Origin of the sequence: Campylobacter concisus (assembly GCF_002913745.1) — a bacterium.
GTDB classification, from domain to species: Bacteria; Campylobacterota; Campylobacteria; order Campylobacterales; family Campylobacteraceae; genus Campylobacter_A; species Campylobacter_A concisus_R.
The window spans coordinates 1-15,000 of record NZ_PPCG01000052.1; the positions used below are offsets into that span (position 1 = coordinate 1).

A 15,000-nucleotide genomic window follows, 5' to 3' on the forward strand; every position below is an offset into this window, starting at 1 on the left:
ATTTTAAATATTTTGCTGTTAGATTTACAAAATTTTAAATCCAAAAAGGCTTTATTCATGAGGAATTTACTAAAAGTCACTGGCTTTTTGCCCTACCTTGCGATCGCATTTTTAAACGCAAGTGTCGATCTAGCGCACAAAATAACAATTCAAAACGTCCTTTTAAAGACCTACTCAGGCGATACGTTTTTTATCCTAACAGCCGTTATAAATGCGATGATCTTGCTTCCATTTATATTTTTATTTTCGCCTTCAAGCTTTATAAATGACAAATTTGCAAAGACAAAGGTTATTAGAATTTGCGCCGTCTTTGGCGTTGTTATCAGCGTTGCGGTGCTTATTAGCTACCTTTTGGGTGCCTTTGGCGTGGCATTTGCGCTCACGCTCATACTAGCTGCTCAAAGTGCGATCTACTCGCCAGCAAAATATGGCATCATCAAAGCACTTGTCGGCACTGAGCGACTTGGCACAGCAAACGGCGTCATCCAAGCACTAACCATCGTAGCGATACTTGTTAGCTCATTTTTATTTTCATTTATATTTGAAAATTTATACATCCAAGGCGAAAACTCAGAAGAAATTTTAAAAAGCGTCTATCCTATTGGCATCTTTTTGGTTGTATTTAGCGCACTTGAAGCTTTTTTTGCCTACAAGCTGCCTTACATCAGCGACACAAACGAACAAAGCGGAGAATTTGAGCTTAAAAGATACATCAGCCTTAGCTATCTAAGAGAAAATTTAAAAGAGGTAAGATCAGATAAAAATATCTGGCTAAGCATCGCTGGCCTTAGTATATTTTGGGGTATCTCTCAGATCATAATAGCAGCCTTCCCAGCTCACTACAAAGCAGTTTTTAATGACGACAGCTCTCTAGCAGTGCAAGCGATCCTTGCAGTAAGCGCCATAGGCATAGCATTTGGCTCATACGTGGCTGGCTCTATGTCAAAGCTTCACATCGAGCTTGGCATCGTACCGATGGGTGCTATGGGTATATTTTTCTCGCTTTTATTTTTCGCATTTGGCTCAAGCATCGGCGTAGTGAGCCTTAGCTCATTTGCATTTGGCTTTTTTGGTGGAATTTTTATAGTGCCACTAAATGCGATGATCCAGTACTTTGCCCCGCAAAAGAGCACCGGAAAGATAATGGCGGCAAACAACTTCTTGCAAAACGTCTCAATGCTACTATTTCTAGCCATTGGCATAGGCTTAGTATATTTTGAAATTTCAACCACTGGCCTCTTTGTCTTTACAGCGCTTGTTTGCTTGCTCGGCAGTTTTTACGCTATTTTACAGCTTCCGCACCTTTTTACAAGGCTACTTTTGTTACCATTTTTAAAGACAAAGTACCGCTTTTTTGTTGAAGGACTTCAAAATTTACCGCAAAGTGGCGGCGCGCTACTTCTTGGCAATCACATCAGCTGGATCGACTGGCTCGTGCTTCAAGCTGCAAGCCCAAGGGGCATAAGATTTGTCATGTATAGAACTATCTATAACAAATGGTATCTAAAGCAAATTTTTAAATTTTTTAAAGTGATCCCAATAGGCGCAGGGGCTAGCAAAGAATCTATCGAGCTAGTTAGAGAGTGCCTAAAAAATGGCGAAGTGATCGCACTTTTTCCGGAAGGCCACATCAGCTACAACGGCCAGATAAATGAATTTCAAAAGGGCTTTGAGCTTATCATAAGAGATCTAGAAGAAATTTGTATCGTGCCATTTTATCTTCGTGGCCTTTGGGGATCTAGCTTTTCAAGAGCTAGTAAATTTTACAAAGACCTCACTTCTAAAAATGGCAGACGCGACATCATCGTCGCCTTTGGCAAGCCAATAACCACATTTATAAACGCTGCAAAGATGAAGCAAAAGGTGCTTGAGCTTAGCTTTTCATCGTGGGAGAGCTTTATCTCAAGGCAAAAACCACTAACGAGCGAGTGGCTAAATAACGCAAAAGAAAATAAATTTAAAGAGTGCGTGAGCGACAGCACTGGGCTAAATTTAAGCAATTTGAAATTTATAACAGCCGTTTTAGTCTTTATCAAAATTTTCAAACGCGAGCTAAAAGATGAGAAAAATATAGGCATCTTGCTGCCTAGCTCAAGCATCGCAGCTATCGTCAATATGGCACTTCTTGCCATGGGCAAAGTGAGCGTAAATTTAAACTATACGCTTAATGCTACCTCGCTAAATCACGCCCTAAGAAAGGCAAATATAAACACAGTCATCACCTCTAGCAAATTTCTTGAAAAGCTCGCACTTAAGGGCTTTGATCTAAAAGATGCGATGAGCGAAAAGGCTAAATTTGCAGAAGATCTCTCAGCTAGCGTCTCAAAAAAAGAGAAATTTCTAACGCTTTTAACTGCCTTTTTTGCTCCAACTTGGCTTATTAAGCTTTGCTATTTTAAGCGTGTAAGCTTAGAGGATACGGCCACCATTTTATTTAGTAGCGGCAGCGAAGGCGAGCCAAAAGGCATCGAGCTAAGCCATAAAAATTTACTTGCAAACATTAAGCAAATAAGCGAACTTCTAAATTTCAAAAAAGATGACGTGATCTTAAACTCACTCCCTGTATTTCACTCATTTGGACTAACAGTCACCACGCTCATGCCGCTTTGCGAAGGCATAAAAATGATAAGCGTGCCTGACCCAACAGACGGAGCAACTGTCGGCAAAATGGCCGCAAGACACAGCGCTAGCATCATTTTTGGCACCTCAACGTTTTTTAGGCTCTACACCAGAAACAAAAAGCTTCATCCGCTGATGTTTCAAAGTGCCAGAATGGTCGTAGCTGGGGCTGAAAAGCTAAAACCTGAGATAAAAGACGAGTTTAAGCTCAAATTTGGCATAGAAATTTATGAAGGTTATGGCGCGACCGAAACGGCGCCAGTAGCTGCTGTAAATATGCCAAATATCCTAGAAAAAGAGAGCCTAAAAGAGCTTACATTTAATAGACCTGGCAGCGTTGGCATGCCTCTGCCTGGCACTATCATAAAAATAATCGACCCAGAGACGCTTGAAGAGCTAGAAACTGGCACAGACGGACTCATCGTCATCGGCGGCTCGCAGGTAATGAAGGGCTATCTAAACGACGAGGCCAAAACAAGCGAGGTCATCACGCACATTGATGGCGTAAGATACTATAAAACTGGCGATAAAGGCCACATCGATGAAAACGGCTTTGTATTTATCGTAGATAGATACTCAAGATTTGTTAAGATAGGCGGCGAGATGATAAGCCTTGGAAGTGTCGAAGAAGAGCTTACAAAGGTGCTTGGGGGCGACGTCGTCTTTAGCAGTGCAAACGTGCCAGATAGTAAAAAGGGCGAAGCGATCGCACTTTTAGTAAAAAGCGGCACAGAGCCTGAGAATATCGAGCAAATTTTAAAAGAGAGCAACTTAGCTCAGATCATGATGCCAAGCTATATATTTATCGTTGATGATATCCCAACGCTTGCAAGCGGCAAGGTTGATTTTAAGGGCGTTAAAGCTCTAGCGGTCTCACTTTTAGCGGAGTGAGCTGCCGCCCTTTTATTTTTGTGATAAAATAGCACCAAAATATTACCTAGGTCGCAGTTGCGACTGACATTTGCATAAATCTTAAATTTATCTTTTTTTGCAAATTCCGTTATTGATTTTATTTTTTATAAGGAGTTTTGTATGAAATTTTCTAGTGCTTTTAAATTTGGTGCGCTATGCGTAGTTGGCTGTTTGCTCTCTTTAAATTCTGCCTTGGCAAATTCTTACGAGCAGATCAAAAAAGATGGCGTCATAAGGATAGCAACAGAAGGCGTTTATTCGCCATTTTCATTTCACAATGAAAAAGATGAGCTAATGGGCTATGACGTGGAGGTAGCAAGAGCCGTGGCTAAAAAACTAGGCGTAAAGCCAAAATTTATCGAAGCTTCATGGGATGCGATGCTTGCGGCATTTGATGCTGGCAAGGCGGACGTGGTGTTTAACCAAGTAAGTATAACCGACGAGCGAAAGAAAAAGTATGACTACAGCGTGCCATATATGGTCTCTTACTCGGCTATCGTCGTGCATAAAGATAATAGTGACATCAAAAGTTTTGCTAATCTAAAAGGCAAAAGAAGTGTGCATTCAGTAAATAGCATGTGGATACCAACAGTTGAAAAATATGGCGCTAAGCTAGTTGTGACCGATAGTTTGAGCGATCAGATAAATTTGATCATCACAAAAAGAGCTGATGATACGATAGATGATGCGGTGATGTTTTACGACTACATCAAACAACATCCAAACGCCCCTATAAAGATCATCGAAGCTGGCGATGAGCCGATGTATACGGCTGCGATTGTTAAAAAAGGTAACAAAGAGCTACTAAATAAGATAAATAATGCCCTAAATGAGCTTAGCAAAGAAGGAGTTTTAAGCGAAATTTCGCTTAAATACTTCGGCAAAGACATTTCTAAATAAGGAGAATTAATGAATTTTAAGCCCATTTTTGGCTTTATCGCAGGTGCTTTTTTAGCTTTAAATTTAAATGCTTCAACTATCAAAAAAGGCGAGCTTATAGTTGCAACTGAAGGCACTTACTCGCCTTATTCATTTTATGATGAAAAGGGCGAGCTAGTAGGATATGACGTAGATATCGCAAAAGCTGTTGCAAAGAAGCTAAATTTAAAGATAGAGTTTCTAACAGCTCCATGGGACGCGATGCTAGCTGCATTTGACGCTGGCAAAGCAGACGTAGTGTTTAACCAAGTTAGCATAAACGAAGATAGAAAGAAAAAGTATGACATGAGCGTGCCTTACACTATGCCATATCCAGTAATTGTCGTGCATAAAGACAATAACGACATCAAAAGTTTTGCTGATCTAAAGGGCAAAAAAAGCGTGCACTCTGCAACTAGCAACTGGGCAGCGATAGCTGAGAAAAATGGCGCAACAGTGGTCGTAGCCGATGGCTTTAGTAAAGGCGTGGAGCTTATCATCTCAAAAAGAGCTGACGATACGATAAATGACAACGTCACATTTTTTGACTACATCAAACAACGCCCAAATGCACCGCTAAAGATCGCATATACTAGCAATGAGCCGATGCCAACAGCTGCACTTCTTAAAAAAGGCAACACCGAGCTACTAGAAGCGATAAACAAAGCGCTTGATGAGCTAAAAGCCGAAGGCAAGATAAGCGAAATTTCGATGAAATATTTTGGAAAAGATATTTCAAAATAAAGGATCAAAATGAAATTTACAAATTTATTAAAAGTAGTAGCCGTGCTTGCAATGGCTTTAAATTTGCAAGCAAAAACTATAAAAGATGGCGTGCTAACAGTAGCAACAGAAGGCACTTACGCGCCTTTTACATTTTATAATGACAAAAATGAGCTAGTAGGATACGACGTAGATATCGCAAGAGCAGTAGCGCAAAAGTTAAATTTAAAAGTTGAGTTTCTAACAGCTCCTTGGGACGCTATGCTAGCAGCATTTGACGCTGGCAAAGCAGACGTGGTGTTTAATCAAGTAAGCATAACTGATGAGAGAAAGAAAAAGTATGCTTTTTCGGTGCCTTATACTGTGACATTTGGCGCTATCATCACTAGAAAAGATAATAACGACATAAAAAGCTTTGCTGATCTAAAAGGCAAAAGAAATGCCGACTCAGCTACGAGCAACTGGGCGAAAGTCGCCGTAAAATATGGCGCTGAACACGTCGTAACAGACAGTTTTGCTAAAAGTATGGAGCTTCTTATATCAAGACGCGTAGATGCTGTTGTAAGAGATAACATCGTATTTTACGACTTCATCAAAGAGCGTCCAAACGCACCTGTAAAGATAGCCGCCTCACTTGATGAGAAAGACTACACAGCAGCAGCTGTTAAAAAAGATAACGCCGAGCTTGCAGAGCAAATTTCAGATGCTTTAAACGAACTTTCAAAAGAAGGCAAACTAGAAGCTATCTCAAAAAGCTACTTTGGCAAAGACGTCTCAAAATAAATTTATAAACCAACAAGGCAAAAATGGAAAATTTAGATAGAGTGATCGAGCTTGTTTCAAGCTCGACACTACCGATGATCATCGCACTTTTAAAAGTAACGATTCCGCTTACATTGATCTCGTTTTCGCTAGGGCTTGTCATCGCCATTATCACAGCAGTAGCAAGGCTTTCAAATATAAAAATTTTAAAATTTATATTTGCCACCTACGTTTGGATATTTCGCGGTACGCCGCTTCTTGTGCAGCTTTTTATCGTATTTTACGGACTTCCTAGCATCGGTGTCACGCTTGATACTTGGAGCGCGGCGACTATTGCATTTAGTCTAAACGTGGGTGCTTATGCGTCTGAGTCCGTAAGGGCTGCCATTCTTTCTGTGCCAAAAGGTCAGTGGGAGGCTGCCACATCGCTTGGCATGACGCACTATCAAATTTTAAAGCGTATCATCGCACCTCAAGCAGTAAGGATCTCTCTGCCACCGCTTTCTAACACATTTATAGGCCTTGTTAAAGACACTTCACTAGCAGCTTCTATAACGATGGTTGATATGTTTATGGTCGCTCAAAGGATCGCAGCAAGGACCTTTGAGCCACTCATCCTCTACATCCTAGCAGCACTTATCTATCTAGTGGTTTGCACACTCTTAACCTATCTTCAATCAAGGCTTGAAAAAGCTGTCTCAAGGTATGTCTAATGGCTATAAATTTTAAAAATATAAGCAAATCTTACGGCGATCATTTGGTGCTAGATAACATAAATACAAGCTTTAAAGAGGGGCAAACGACCGTGATAGTTGGCTCATCTGGTTGTGGCAAATCAACACTTCTTAGATGCATAAATTTACTTGAGATCCCACAAAGTGGCACTTTAGAGGTAGATGATAGGAGTGTAAATTTTAAAGAGAGGCTAAGCTCAAAAGAGCTTTTAGAAATTCGTAAAAAAACAGGCATGGTCTTTCAAAGTTTCAACCTCTTTCCGCACCTAACAGCGCTTCAAAATGTCACTGAAGCTCCGATCTACGTTCAAAAAAAGGATAAAAACGAAGCGATAAAAGAGGCAAAAGAGCTTTTATCTAAAGTAGGGCTTAGCCATAAAGAAGACACCTATCCAAACAGGCTCTCAGGCGGACAAGCACAGCGCGTGGCCATAGCTAGAGCGCTAGCTGTAAATCCATACTTTTTGCTACTTGACGAGCCTACAAGTGCGCTTGATCCAGAGCTTGAGGCTGAAGTTTTAAAGGTCATCTTATCTCTTGCAAAAGAGAAAAAGTCCATGATCATCGTCACTCATAATATGAATTTTGCTAGAAAGATAGCTGATAGAATTTTGTTTTTAGATAAAGGTGTGATCGCATTTGATGGCTTGGTAGATGAGTTTTTTAACAGCCAAAATGAGAGGATAAAAAGCTTCATCTCAGCTATGGATATATAAATTTAGCTAGAAGATCTAGCTAAATTTATTACGCAAAGTACGGTTTTATCTGCTCGATCCAAGCTAAAATTCTACCCTCAGTTTTGTCGCTCTGGTTATCAGCATCAAGCGCTAGACCTACAAATTTACCATTTCTTACGGCATCAGAGCCATCAAATGTATATCCATCAGTGCTAACTTCGCCAACTACTTTTGCACCTGCTTTTACGACCTCATCGTAAAGCTTTGCCATGCCGTTACAGTACTCATCAGAGTAGCTCTCGCTATCGCCCATGCCAAAAACAGCGACCGTTTTACCGCTTAAATTTAACGCTTTAAAATCAAACGCATCCCAGTCATCTTGAAGATCACCGCTACCCCAAGTCGATGTGCCAAGGATGAGCTTATCAAAGCTATTTATCTTTGCCCCGTCCACGTCAGAGACGTTTAAAAGCTCATTTTCAAGCCCCAAGCCCTCGCTTATAAGTTTTGCTGCATCTTCGGTATTTCCCATGCTGCTTCCATAAACTATACCTATCATTTCTATCCTTTTTAAAAAATTTTACTAATAATCGTATAAGGCACGAGCTTTATGCACCCTCTTGCAAAGCAGTGCCTAACCTCAACGTGCCGCCTAAATTCCTCATTTCTAGGGCAAACGATATAGACCATCTCGCACTCGTGACCAAGCGCGCAAACGGCTGCATCGATATCGTCGTTTAAATTTCTCATATCATCAAAGCTCACCCTTTTAAAGCTTGGCATGACGCTGAGTAAATTTTTGCCATCTTTTTTTACTGAGATGACACCACCATTTAGCACGACCTCTTTGTCCTGATGGCGGAGGCGTATTTTATCATAAACAAACTGGCAAAACATCTGCGCCGCGTCAATGAAAAACTCAAATTCCCCGCTTCTATAAAGCATCTTTATCATCTTTGCAGCTGCCATCTTTGGCTCTTTTGCTACAAATCTCAACCCTTTAAAATCATTTTTCAAATAAGCATTTATAACGACGTTTGAAGGTATGCAAAAGCTATCAACTGGTTTGAAATTTAAAAATTTATCACGCAGTAAGAAATTTATCCTAGCCTCAAAAATGTCTTTGAAATTTAGAAATTTAGCGTAAGAAAGCGGGATCTTTAGCTCGCTCTCTACGCCGACATTATAAAGTGCGATGAAAATTTTCGCACGCGAAAGCTTGTCAAGCTTTGCAAAAATACTTGGAGTTATTTCGCCAATATCTGATAAAAACCCGAACTTCATCGATTATTCTTTGCATCCAAATTCCTTATCTAGGCCAAAGACCTTACAATACTCGCAAAATACGCAACTAACGCTTCTTTTTGCACAAACGATAGGGATATTTCTCTTTTTTGCTTGAGTTTTAATAGTCTTCATCGTGTTGTGGTTTAAAAAGCTAGTTAGCATCACCACGCACTCGGTGTCTTGTGGGATCGGCTTGCGATTTACGCGGTTTTCGTTTCTAGCGTCCCAGTGCTCTATCTTCTCAGCTCCCAAATCATGCAAAACAGCCTTAATAGGCGTGATCTCATCTGCTCCGATAACTAAAACTGACATAACAAGCTCCTAAAATTTATTCGATTTCTGATAACGATTATAAAAAAGCTTAGCTAAAATTATTCTTAGTTATGATATTTATTATCACTTATTTGTAGAAATTTGTAACGTTTTTGGTTTTTTAAAAAGGCTAAATTTAATTAGCCTTTTTAAATTTAACCGATGCAACGAGAAAGATGACAAGTCCAGTCGCTGCAAAAATGCTACCAACGTTGCCGATATTTTGCTCGCCAAGATGAACTATCGTTTGATGACCTATTAGCGCGCCAGCTCCTATGCCAATGTTATAAATGGCTGAATATATCGCCATCGCAGCGTCTGTGGCGTTTGAGGCTAAGTTTAACACCTTTATCTGAAAGCTCATATTTATCCCAGCTATGCCAAGCCCCCAGATAAAGGCAAGCGCAAGCATCAAGCTCTCATTTGTAGCGATCAAATTTAGCACAAGCAAACAGGCTAAAATGATCGCTATTGAGATAGCTGTAAAAGAATTTGGTATGAGCTTATAAAATTTAGAGAAAAGCACGCTTGCTACGATACCGGCTACGCCAAACAAAAGCAAAAATATGGTGATAAATTTACCATCAAAGCCGCTAATATCTTTAGCAAACGGCTCGATGTAGCTATAGGTGCTAAAATGCGCGCTGATAACGATAGCAGTTAGCAAAAATATCACCATCAAAAAGCCATTTCTAGCAAGCTCTGGTAAGCTCTTTAGCGAGCCTGAGTTTTTGCTAGGCAAAAGTGGCAAAATTTTATATAGCCAAGCGCCAACGCCCACAGCAAAGATCCCTATAAGTCCAAATGTGACACGCCAGCCCAAGCTATCGCCTAAAATCCTGCCAAGTGGCAAACCAAGTATCATCGCCATCGATGTGCCAAGCGCTAAAAGTCCCAGAGCTTGCGAGCTTTTATTGATAGGTGCCACCCTAACGGCAAGCGAGGCGGTGATCGACCAGAATATGGCGTGCGAGATGGCTATTAGCACGCGAGCTATGACTAAAACAGTAAAATTCCAAGCAACAGCGCAAAGTGCGTGAGAAGCGACAAAAATGATAAAAACCTTTAAAAGTAGCGACCTTCGCTCTAAATTTGCAGTTAGCAGCATAAAAGGTAGCGAGAGTATCGTCACGCTCCACGCATATATCGTGATGATGAGCCCAGTATCAGCCGTACTCATGCCAAAATCCTTTGCTATGTCGCTTAAAAGCGGCACTGGCACGAACTCAGTTGTATTAAATATAAAAGCTGCAAAAGCTAGCGCGATAACCCTTAAATAGGCTATTTTATGAATATTTATCAAAATTTCATCCTTTTTACTTTGCCCCTACAATATTAAAATTTGACTTACATCTTAGTTATTTATAAATTTTAATTTTTTTAATGATAGAGATTAATGACAAATTTTGGATTTTTCTTTTATAATAAAGCCATTTTTAAGATAATTTTAAGGCGGAAATATGTCAAAAATAATGAAAACTATGGACGGAAACGAGGCCGCAGCTTACGCGTCATACGCATTTACCGAAGTAGCTGGAATTTACCCTATCACTCCTAGCTCGCCTATGGCTGACTACACTGACCTTTGGGCAGCGCAGGGCAAGAAAAATTTATTTGGTATGCCAGTAAAAGTAGTCGAGATGCAAAGCGAGGGTGGCGCAGCTGGCACGGTGCATGGCTCGCTACAAGTTGGCGCCCTAACTACGACCTACACAGCTTCTCAAGGCCTACTTTTAAAAATTCCAAATATGTATAAGATAGCAGGCCAGCTCCTCCCTGGCGTCATCCACGTCTCAGCTCGATCACTAGCAGCGCAAGCACTTTCAATATTTGGCGACCACCAAGACATCTATGCCTGTCGCCAAACTGGCTTTGCTATGCTAGCAAGCGGCTCAGTGCAAGAGGTGATGGACATCGCTGGCGTGGCGCATTTAGCGGCGATCAAGGGCCGTGTGCCATTTTTACACTTCTTTGATGGCTTTAGAACGAGCCATGAAATTCAAAAAGTAGAAGTGATGGACTACGCGCACTTTGACAGACTTCTTGACAGAGAGGCGCTACAGAAATTTAGAGACGAAGCGCTAAATCCAGAGAGCCCAAAAACAAGAGGCACAGCGCAAAATGACGATATCTACTTTCAAACAAGAGAGCTAAGCAACCGCTTTTATGACGCAGTGCCAGACATCGTGGCAAACTACCTAGCTGAAATTTCAAAGATCACTGGCCGCGACTACAAGCCATTTAACTACTACGGCGACCCTGAGGCTACGCGCGTCATTGTGGCTATGGGCTCAGTGACGCAAACTCTTGAAGAGGTCGTTGATTATCTAAACGCAAAAGGCGAAAAGGTGGGCATCATCAAGGTGCATTTGTACCGCCCATTTAGCACGAAGTATCTCTTTGACGTGATGCCAAAGAGCGTGAAAAAAATAGCCGTTCTTGACCGCACAAAAGAGCCTGGCAGCCTTGGCGAGCCGCTATATCTTGATATAAAAGCTGCATTTTACGGCCAAAAAGACGCTCCGATCATAGTTGGCGGTAGATACGGCCTAAGCTCAAAGGACGTCGATCCTGCGCAGATGCTAGCTGTATTTGAAAATTTAAACCAAAGTGAGCCAAAAGATGGCTTTACAGTGGGCATCGTCGATGACGTCACTTTTACCTCGCTACCTACTGGAGAGAAAATTTCACTAAGTGATGAGAGCGTTAAAGAGTGCTTATTTTACGGCCTTGGCGCTGATGGCACCGTGGGCGCAAACAAAAATTCTATTAAGATCATCGGCGATAAGACTGATCTTTACGCGCAGGCATATTTTGCCTACGATAGTAAAAAATCAGGCGGCTACACGCGCTCGCACCTTCGCTTTGGCAAAAAGCCGATCCGCTCGACCTATCTCGTCTCGAATCCGCACTTTGTAGCCTGCTCAGTCGCAGCATATCTTGAAATTTACGATGTCATTGACGGCATCAGAGAAAACGGCACATTTTTACTAAACTCTATCTGGGACGCAGAACAGACCATAGCGAAACTGCCAAATAAAGTTAAGAAAATTTTAGCTAGCAAAAATATAAATTTCTACATCATAAACGCAACAAAGCTAGCACACGACATAGGCCTTAAAAACCGCACAAATACCATAATGCAGTCGGCATTTTTCAAGCTTGCCAACATCATACCATTTGAAGATGCGCAAAAATATATGAAAGAATACGCGCACAAAGCCTACGCTAAAAAAGGCGAGGCGATCGTACAGATGAACTACAACGCTATCGACGTTGGCGCAAATGGGCTCATAAAAGTGCCAGTCGATCCTGCGTGGGCAAATTTAGTAGATGATGAGCAAAAAGATGAAAAATACATCGGCAACAGCTTCATCGAAAACGTCGTAAAACCGATAAATGCGGCTCGCGGTGACAGCCTGCCAGTCTCAGCCTTCATAGGCTACGAGGACGGCCACTTTGAAGCTGGCACGACGGCCTACGAGAAACGCGGCGTTGGCGTCATGGTGCCAAAATGGATCGAGCAAAACTGCATCCAGTGCAACCAGTGCGCATTTGTCTGCCCACACGCTGTAATCAGGCCATTTTTGATAGACGAAAACGAGCTTAGCGCAGCCCCAGATGGCGTAAAAGAGCACAACCTAGAGGCCAAAGGCAAAGAGGTCAAGGGACTAAAATATAAAATCCAAGTAAGCCCGCTAGACTGCACCGGCTGCGAGCTATGCGCGCAAAACTGCCCAAGCAAAGAAAAATCGCTCGTCATGGTGCCGCTTGAAGAAGAGCTAAGCAAAAACGAGCAAGAAAATGCTGATTATCTATTTAAAAAGGTCGCTTACAAAGACGATCTAATGAATAAAGAGAGCGTTAAAGGCGTTGGCTTTGCTAAGCCACTCTTTGAATTCCACGGCGCTTGCCCGGGATGCGGCGAAACTCCGTATATCACGCTTATAACAAGGCTCTTTGGCGAGCGTATGATCGTAGCAAACGCGACTGGTTGTAGCTCGATATATGGCGGCTCAGCTCCATCTACTCCATACACCACAAATGACGAAGGCAAGGGCGTTGCGTGGGCAAATTCGCTATTTGAAGATAATGCTGAGTTTGGCATGGGTATGAACGTAGCGATGGAGACTATGCGCCACCGCATCGAAGATATAATGAGAAACAACATAGATAGCGTGCCAAACGCACTTTCAGCGCTTTACAATGACTGGATAAATTTCAAAAATGATGGCGTTAAAACACAAGAGATCACGAAAAATTTATTGCCTATTTTAGAGCAAAATTTAAACGCGCCAGGCGTGAAAGAAATTTTAGAGCTTAAGAAATTCCTTGTCAAAAAGTCGCAATGGATCATCGGCGGCGACGGCTGGGCGTATGACATCGGCTTTGGCGGACTTGACCACGTGCTAGCAAGCGGCGAGAACGTAAATGTGCTAGTGCTTGACACCGAAGTTTATTCAAACACTGGCGGCCAAAGCTCTAAATCAAGCCGCGCAGGCTCGATAGCGCAATTTACAGCTAGCGGCAAGCCAGCTCAGAAAAAGGACCTTGGCTACATCGCGATGACTTACGGCAACATTTTTGTAGCGCAGATCAACTCAAACGCAAGCCAAGCAAACGTGATAAAAGCGATCGCAGCAGCTGAAGCGTATGATGGCCCAAGCCTCATCATCGCCTACTCTCCGTGCATCGCTCACGGCATCAAAGGCGGTTTATCGCAGTCAGGCGGCCAAGGCGAACTCGCCACAAAATGCGGATACTGGCCGACATATCTATATGATCCGCGCCTTTTAAAAGAGGGACAAAATCCGCTCAAAATCACCTCAAAAGAGCCAGACTGGTCGCTTTATGAAGAGTTTTTGCTAAACGAAGTTCGCTACAACTCGCTTAAGAAAACCAACCCTGAGCACGCTGACGAGCTACTAGCTAAAAACAAAGCTGACGCGCAAAGACGCTACCGCCAGCTAAAACGCCTTAGCCTAGCTGACTTTAGCGACGAAATAGAGAGCAGCAAAGCTGCGCAAAGTGCTGAGTAAATTTAAATTTCTCTTGCCAAATTTAAACGGCAAGAGAAAATTTCTTTAAATTTAGCCGTTTTTTGCGGCTAAATTTTCAAATTTAAAAGGTTAAAAATGAGCCAAACGCACCCTTTTAAGCCAATCTTTGATAAAAACTCTAAAATTTTGATCCTTGGCTCTTTTCCTTCTGTCATCTCTCGTAAATTTGGCTTTTACTATACAAATCCGCAAAACCGCTTTTGGCGGGTGTTGGCTGGGATTTTAAATGCTGGTGTGCCAGAAAGCACAGATGAAAAGATAAAATTTCTACTTTCTCATCACATCGCGATATATGACGCGGCGATATCATGCGAGATAGAGGGCTCAAGCGACGCTAAGATGAGCAAGATCGTGCCTGCAAATTTAAAGCCGATATTTAAAGAGGCAAATATCAGGCAAGTCTATGCAAACGGCGGCAAAGCTTATGAAATTTGCAAAAAATATTTAGAGAGTGGGATCATAAAAGCGACAAAAAATGAAGTTATAAAACTACCATCAACCAGCCCTGCAAATGCTAAATTTAGCCTTGAAAAGCTCGCAAAGGAATGGCAAATCATAGCCAAAAATTTAAAAGAGCAATTTTAACCCTTAAAAGAAAAAATTTAAAAACTATTCTTATAGACAAAAAATTTATTTTTAATTTTATTATATTGGCAATGATTATTTTATATTTATAACTTTTTCTTTTCTGTATTTTTGTATTAGCCTCAACAGAACTTAAATAGATTTTCTTTTATAGGCTTAATAGGATTTAACACAATTTTTTTGTATTTTTAATGTTTTGACACCTAGACTCATACTCTTATGATGAAACAAGAAATTCTTTTTTGTTTATATAATCTATGTTTAGTATATCTTCATACACTTGTGATAGCAAGACAAATTTGCATCTAAAAATTTTATATCCAGATATAAGATTTTTACCATTAACAAATTTATTCTTAAAATATTTTACCACATAATAAGATTAAGCCACATAACTCATAAGTCTTATTA

12 protein-coding genes are annotated in these 15,000 nt (G+C 41.3%); 8 read left to right on the plus strand and 4 right to left on the minus strand.

Annotated elements, in window-relative coordinates; genetic code table 11:
• The first annotated feature begins 57 nt into the window (after positions 1–57).
• From CYO90_RS06915 to CYO90_RS06940, 6 genes are all read left to right on the plus strand, one after another.
• Positions 58–3,510 carry an acyl-[ACP]--phospholipid O-acyltransferase gene (locus CYO90_RS06915; protein ID WP_103578967.1) on the plus strand — a complete coding sequence of 1,151 codons (3,453 nt, stop codon included), beginning with the start codon at positions 58–60 and terminating at the stop codon, positions 3,508–3,510.
• A gap of 141 nt (positions 3,511–3,651) precedes the next feature.
• Positions 3,652–4,431: an amino acid ABC transporter substrate-binding protein gene (locus CYO90_RS06920; RefSeq protein WP_103578968.1), complete on the plus strand. Its 780-nt coding sequence runs from the start codon at positions 3,652–3,654 to the stop codon at positions 4,429–4,431.
• A 9-nt stretch (positions 4,432–4,440) separates the two neighbouring features.
• Entirely contained in the window at positions 4,441–5,193 is a 753-nt protein-coding gene (locus tag CYO90_RS06925; RefSeq protein ID WP_021093337.1) for an amino acid ABC transporter substrate-binding protein, read from the plus strand.
• Positions 5,194–5,202: 9 nt separating this feature from the next.
• Entirely contained in the window at positions 5,203–5,955 is a 753-nt protein-coding gene (locus CYO90_RS06930; RefSeq protein ID WP_103578969.1) for an amino acid ABC transporter substrate-binding protein, read from the plus strand.
• A gap of 23 nt (positions 5,956–5,978) precedes the next feature.
• On the plus strand, positions 5,979–6,647 hold the full coding sequence (locus CYO90_RS06935) for an amino acid ABC transporter permease (RefSeq protein WP_103578970.1): 669 nt from the start codon (positions 5,979–5,981) through the stop codon (positions 6,645–6,647).
• The gene (locus CYO90_RS06940) at positions 6,647–7,384 is read left to right on the plus strand and encodes an amino acid ABC transporter ATP-binding protein (protein ID WP_103578971.1); all 738 of its coding nucleotides are present in this window, start codon (positions 6,647–6,649) and stop codon (positions 7,382–7,384) included. Before CYO90_RS06935 ends, CYO90_RS06940 begins: the two co-directional genes overlap by 1 nt.
• A 28-nt stretch (positions 7,385–7,412) precedes the next feature.
• Here the strand turns inward: CYO90_RS06940 and fldA are convergent, their stop codons facing one another.
• The 4 genes from fldA to CYO90_RS06960 all read right to left on the minus strand — a co-directional run bounded on the left by fldA (position 7,413) and on the right by CYO90_RS06960 (position 10,247).
• Positions 7,413–7,904 carry a flavodoxin FldA gene (gene fldA / locus CYO90_RS06945; protein ID WP_103578972.1) on the minus strand — a complete coding sequence of 164 codons (492 nt, stop codon included), beginning with the start codon at positions 7,902–7,904 and terminating at the stop codon, positions 7,413–7,415.
• Positions 7,905–7,915: 11 nt separating this feature from the next.
• Positions 7,916–8,629, minus strand: coding sequence for a UDP-N-acetylmuramate--alanine ligase (locus CYO90_RS06950; protein WP_103578973.1), 714 nt, complete (start codon positions 8,627–8,629; stop codon positions 7,916–7,918).
• A gap of 3 nt (positions 8,630–8,632) precedes the next feature.
• The gene (locus tag CYO90_RS06955; RefSeq protein ID WP_002939277.1) at positions 8,633–8,944 is read right to left on the minus strand and encodes a DUF2325 domain-containing protein; all 312 of its coding nucleotides are present in this window, start codon (positions 8,942–8,944) and stop codon (positions 8,633–8,635) included.
• Between the two features lie 136 nt (positions 8,945–9,080).
• Positions 9,081–10,247, minus strand: coding sequence for a sugar transporter (locus CYO90_RS06960; RefSeq protein ID WP_103578974.1), 1,167 nt, complete (start codon positions 10,245–10,247; stop codon positions 9,081–9,083).
• Positions 10,248–10,404: 157 nt separating this feature from the next.
• On the opposite strand from CYO90_RS06960, the gene nifJ reads away from it, so the two are divergent.
• Positions 10,405–13,983 (plus strand): pyruvate:ferredoxin (flavodoxin) oxidoreductase, encoded by a 3,579-nt coding sequence (nifJ, locus tag CYO90_RS06965; RefSeq protein ID WP_103578975.1) that lies wholly within the window; start codon positions 10,405–10,407, stop codon positions 13,981–13,983.
• 96 nt (positions 13,984–14,079) lie between these two features.
• Complete coding sequence (locus CYO90_RS06970; RefSeq protein WP_103578976.1) at positions 14,080–14,589, plus strand: DNA-deoxyinosine glycosylase; 510 nt, start codon at positions 14,080–14,082, stop codon at positions 14,587–14,589.
• Positions 14,590–15,000: the final 411 nt, after the last annotated feature.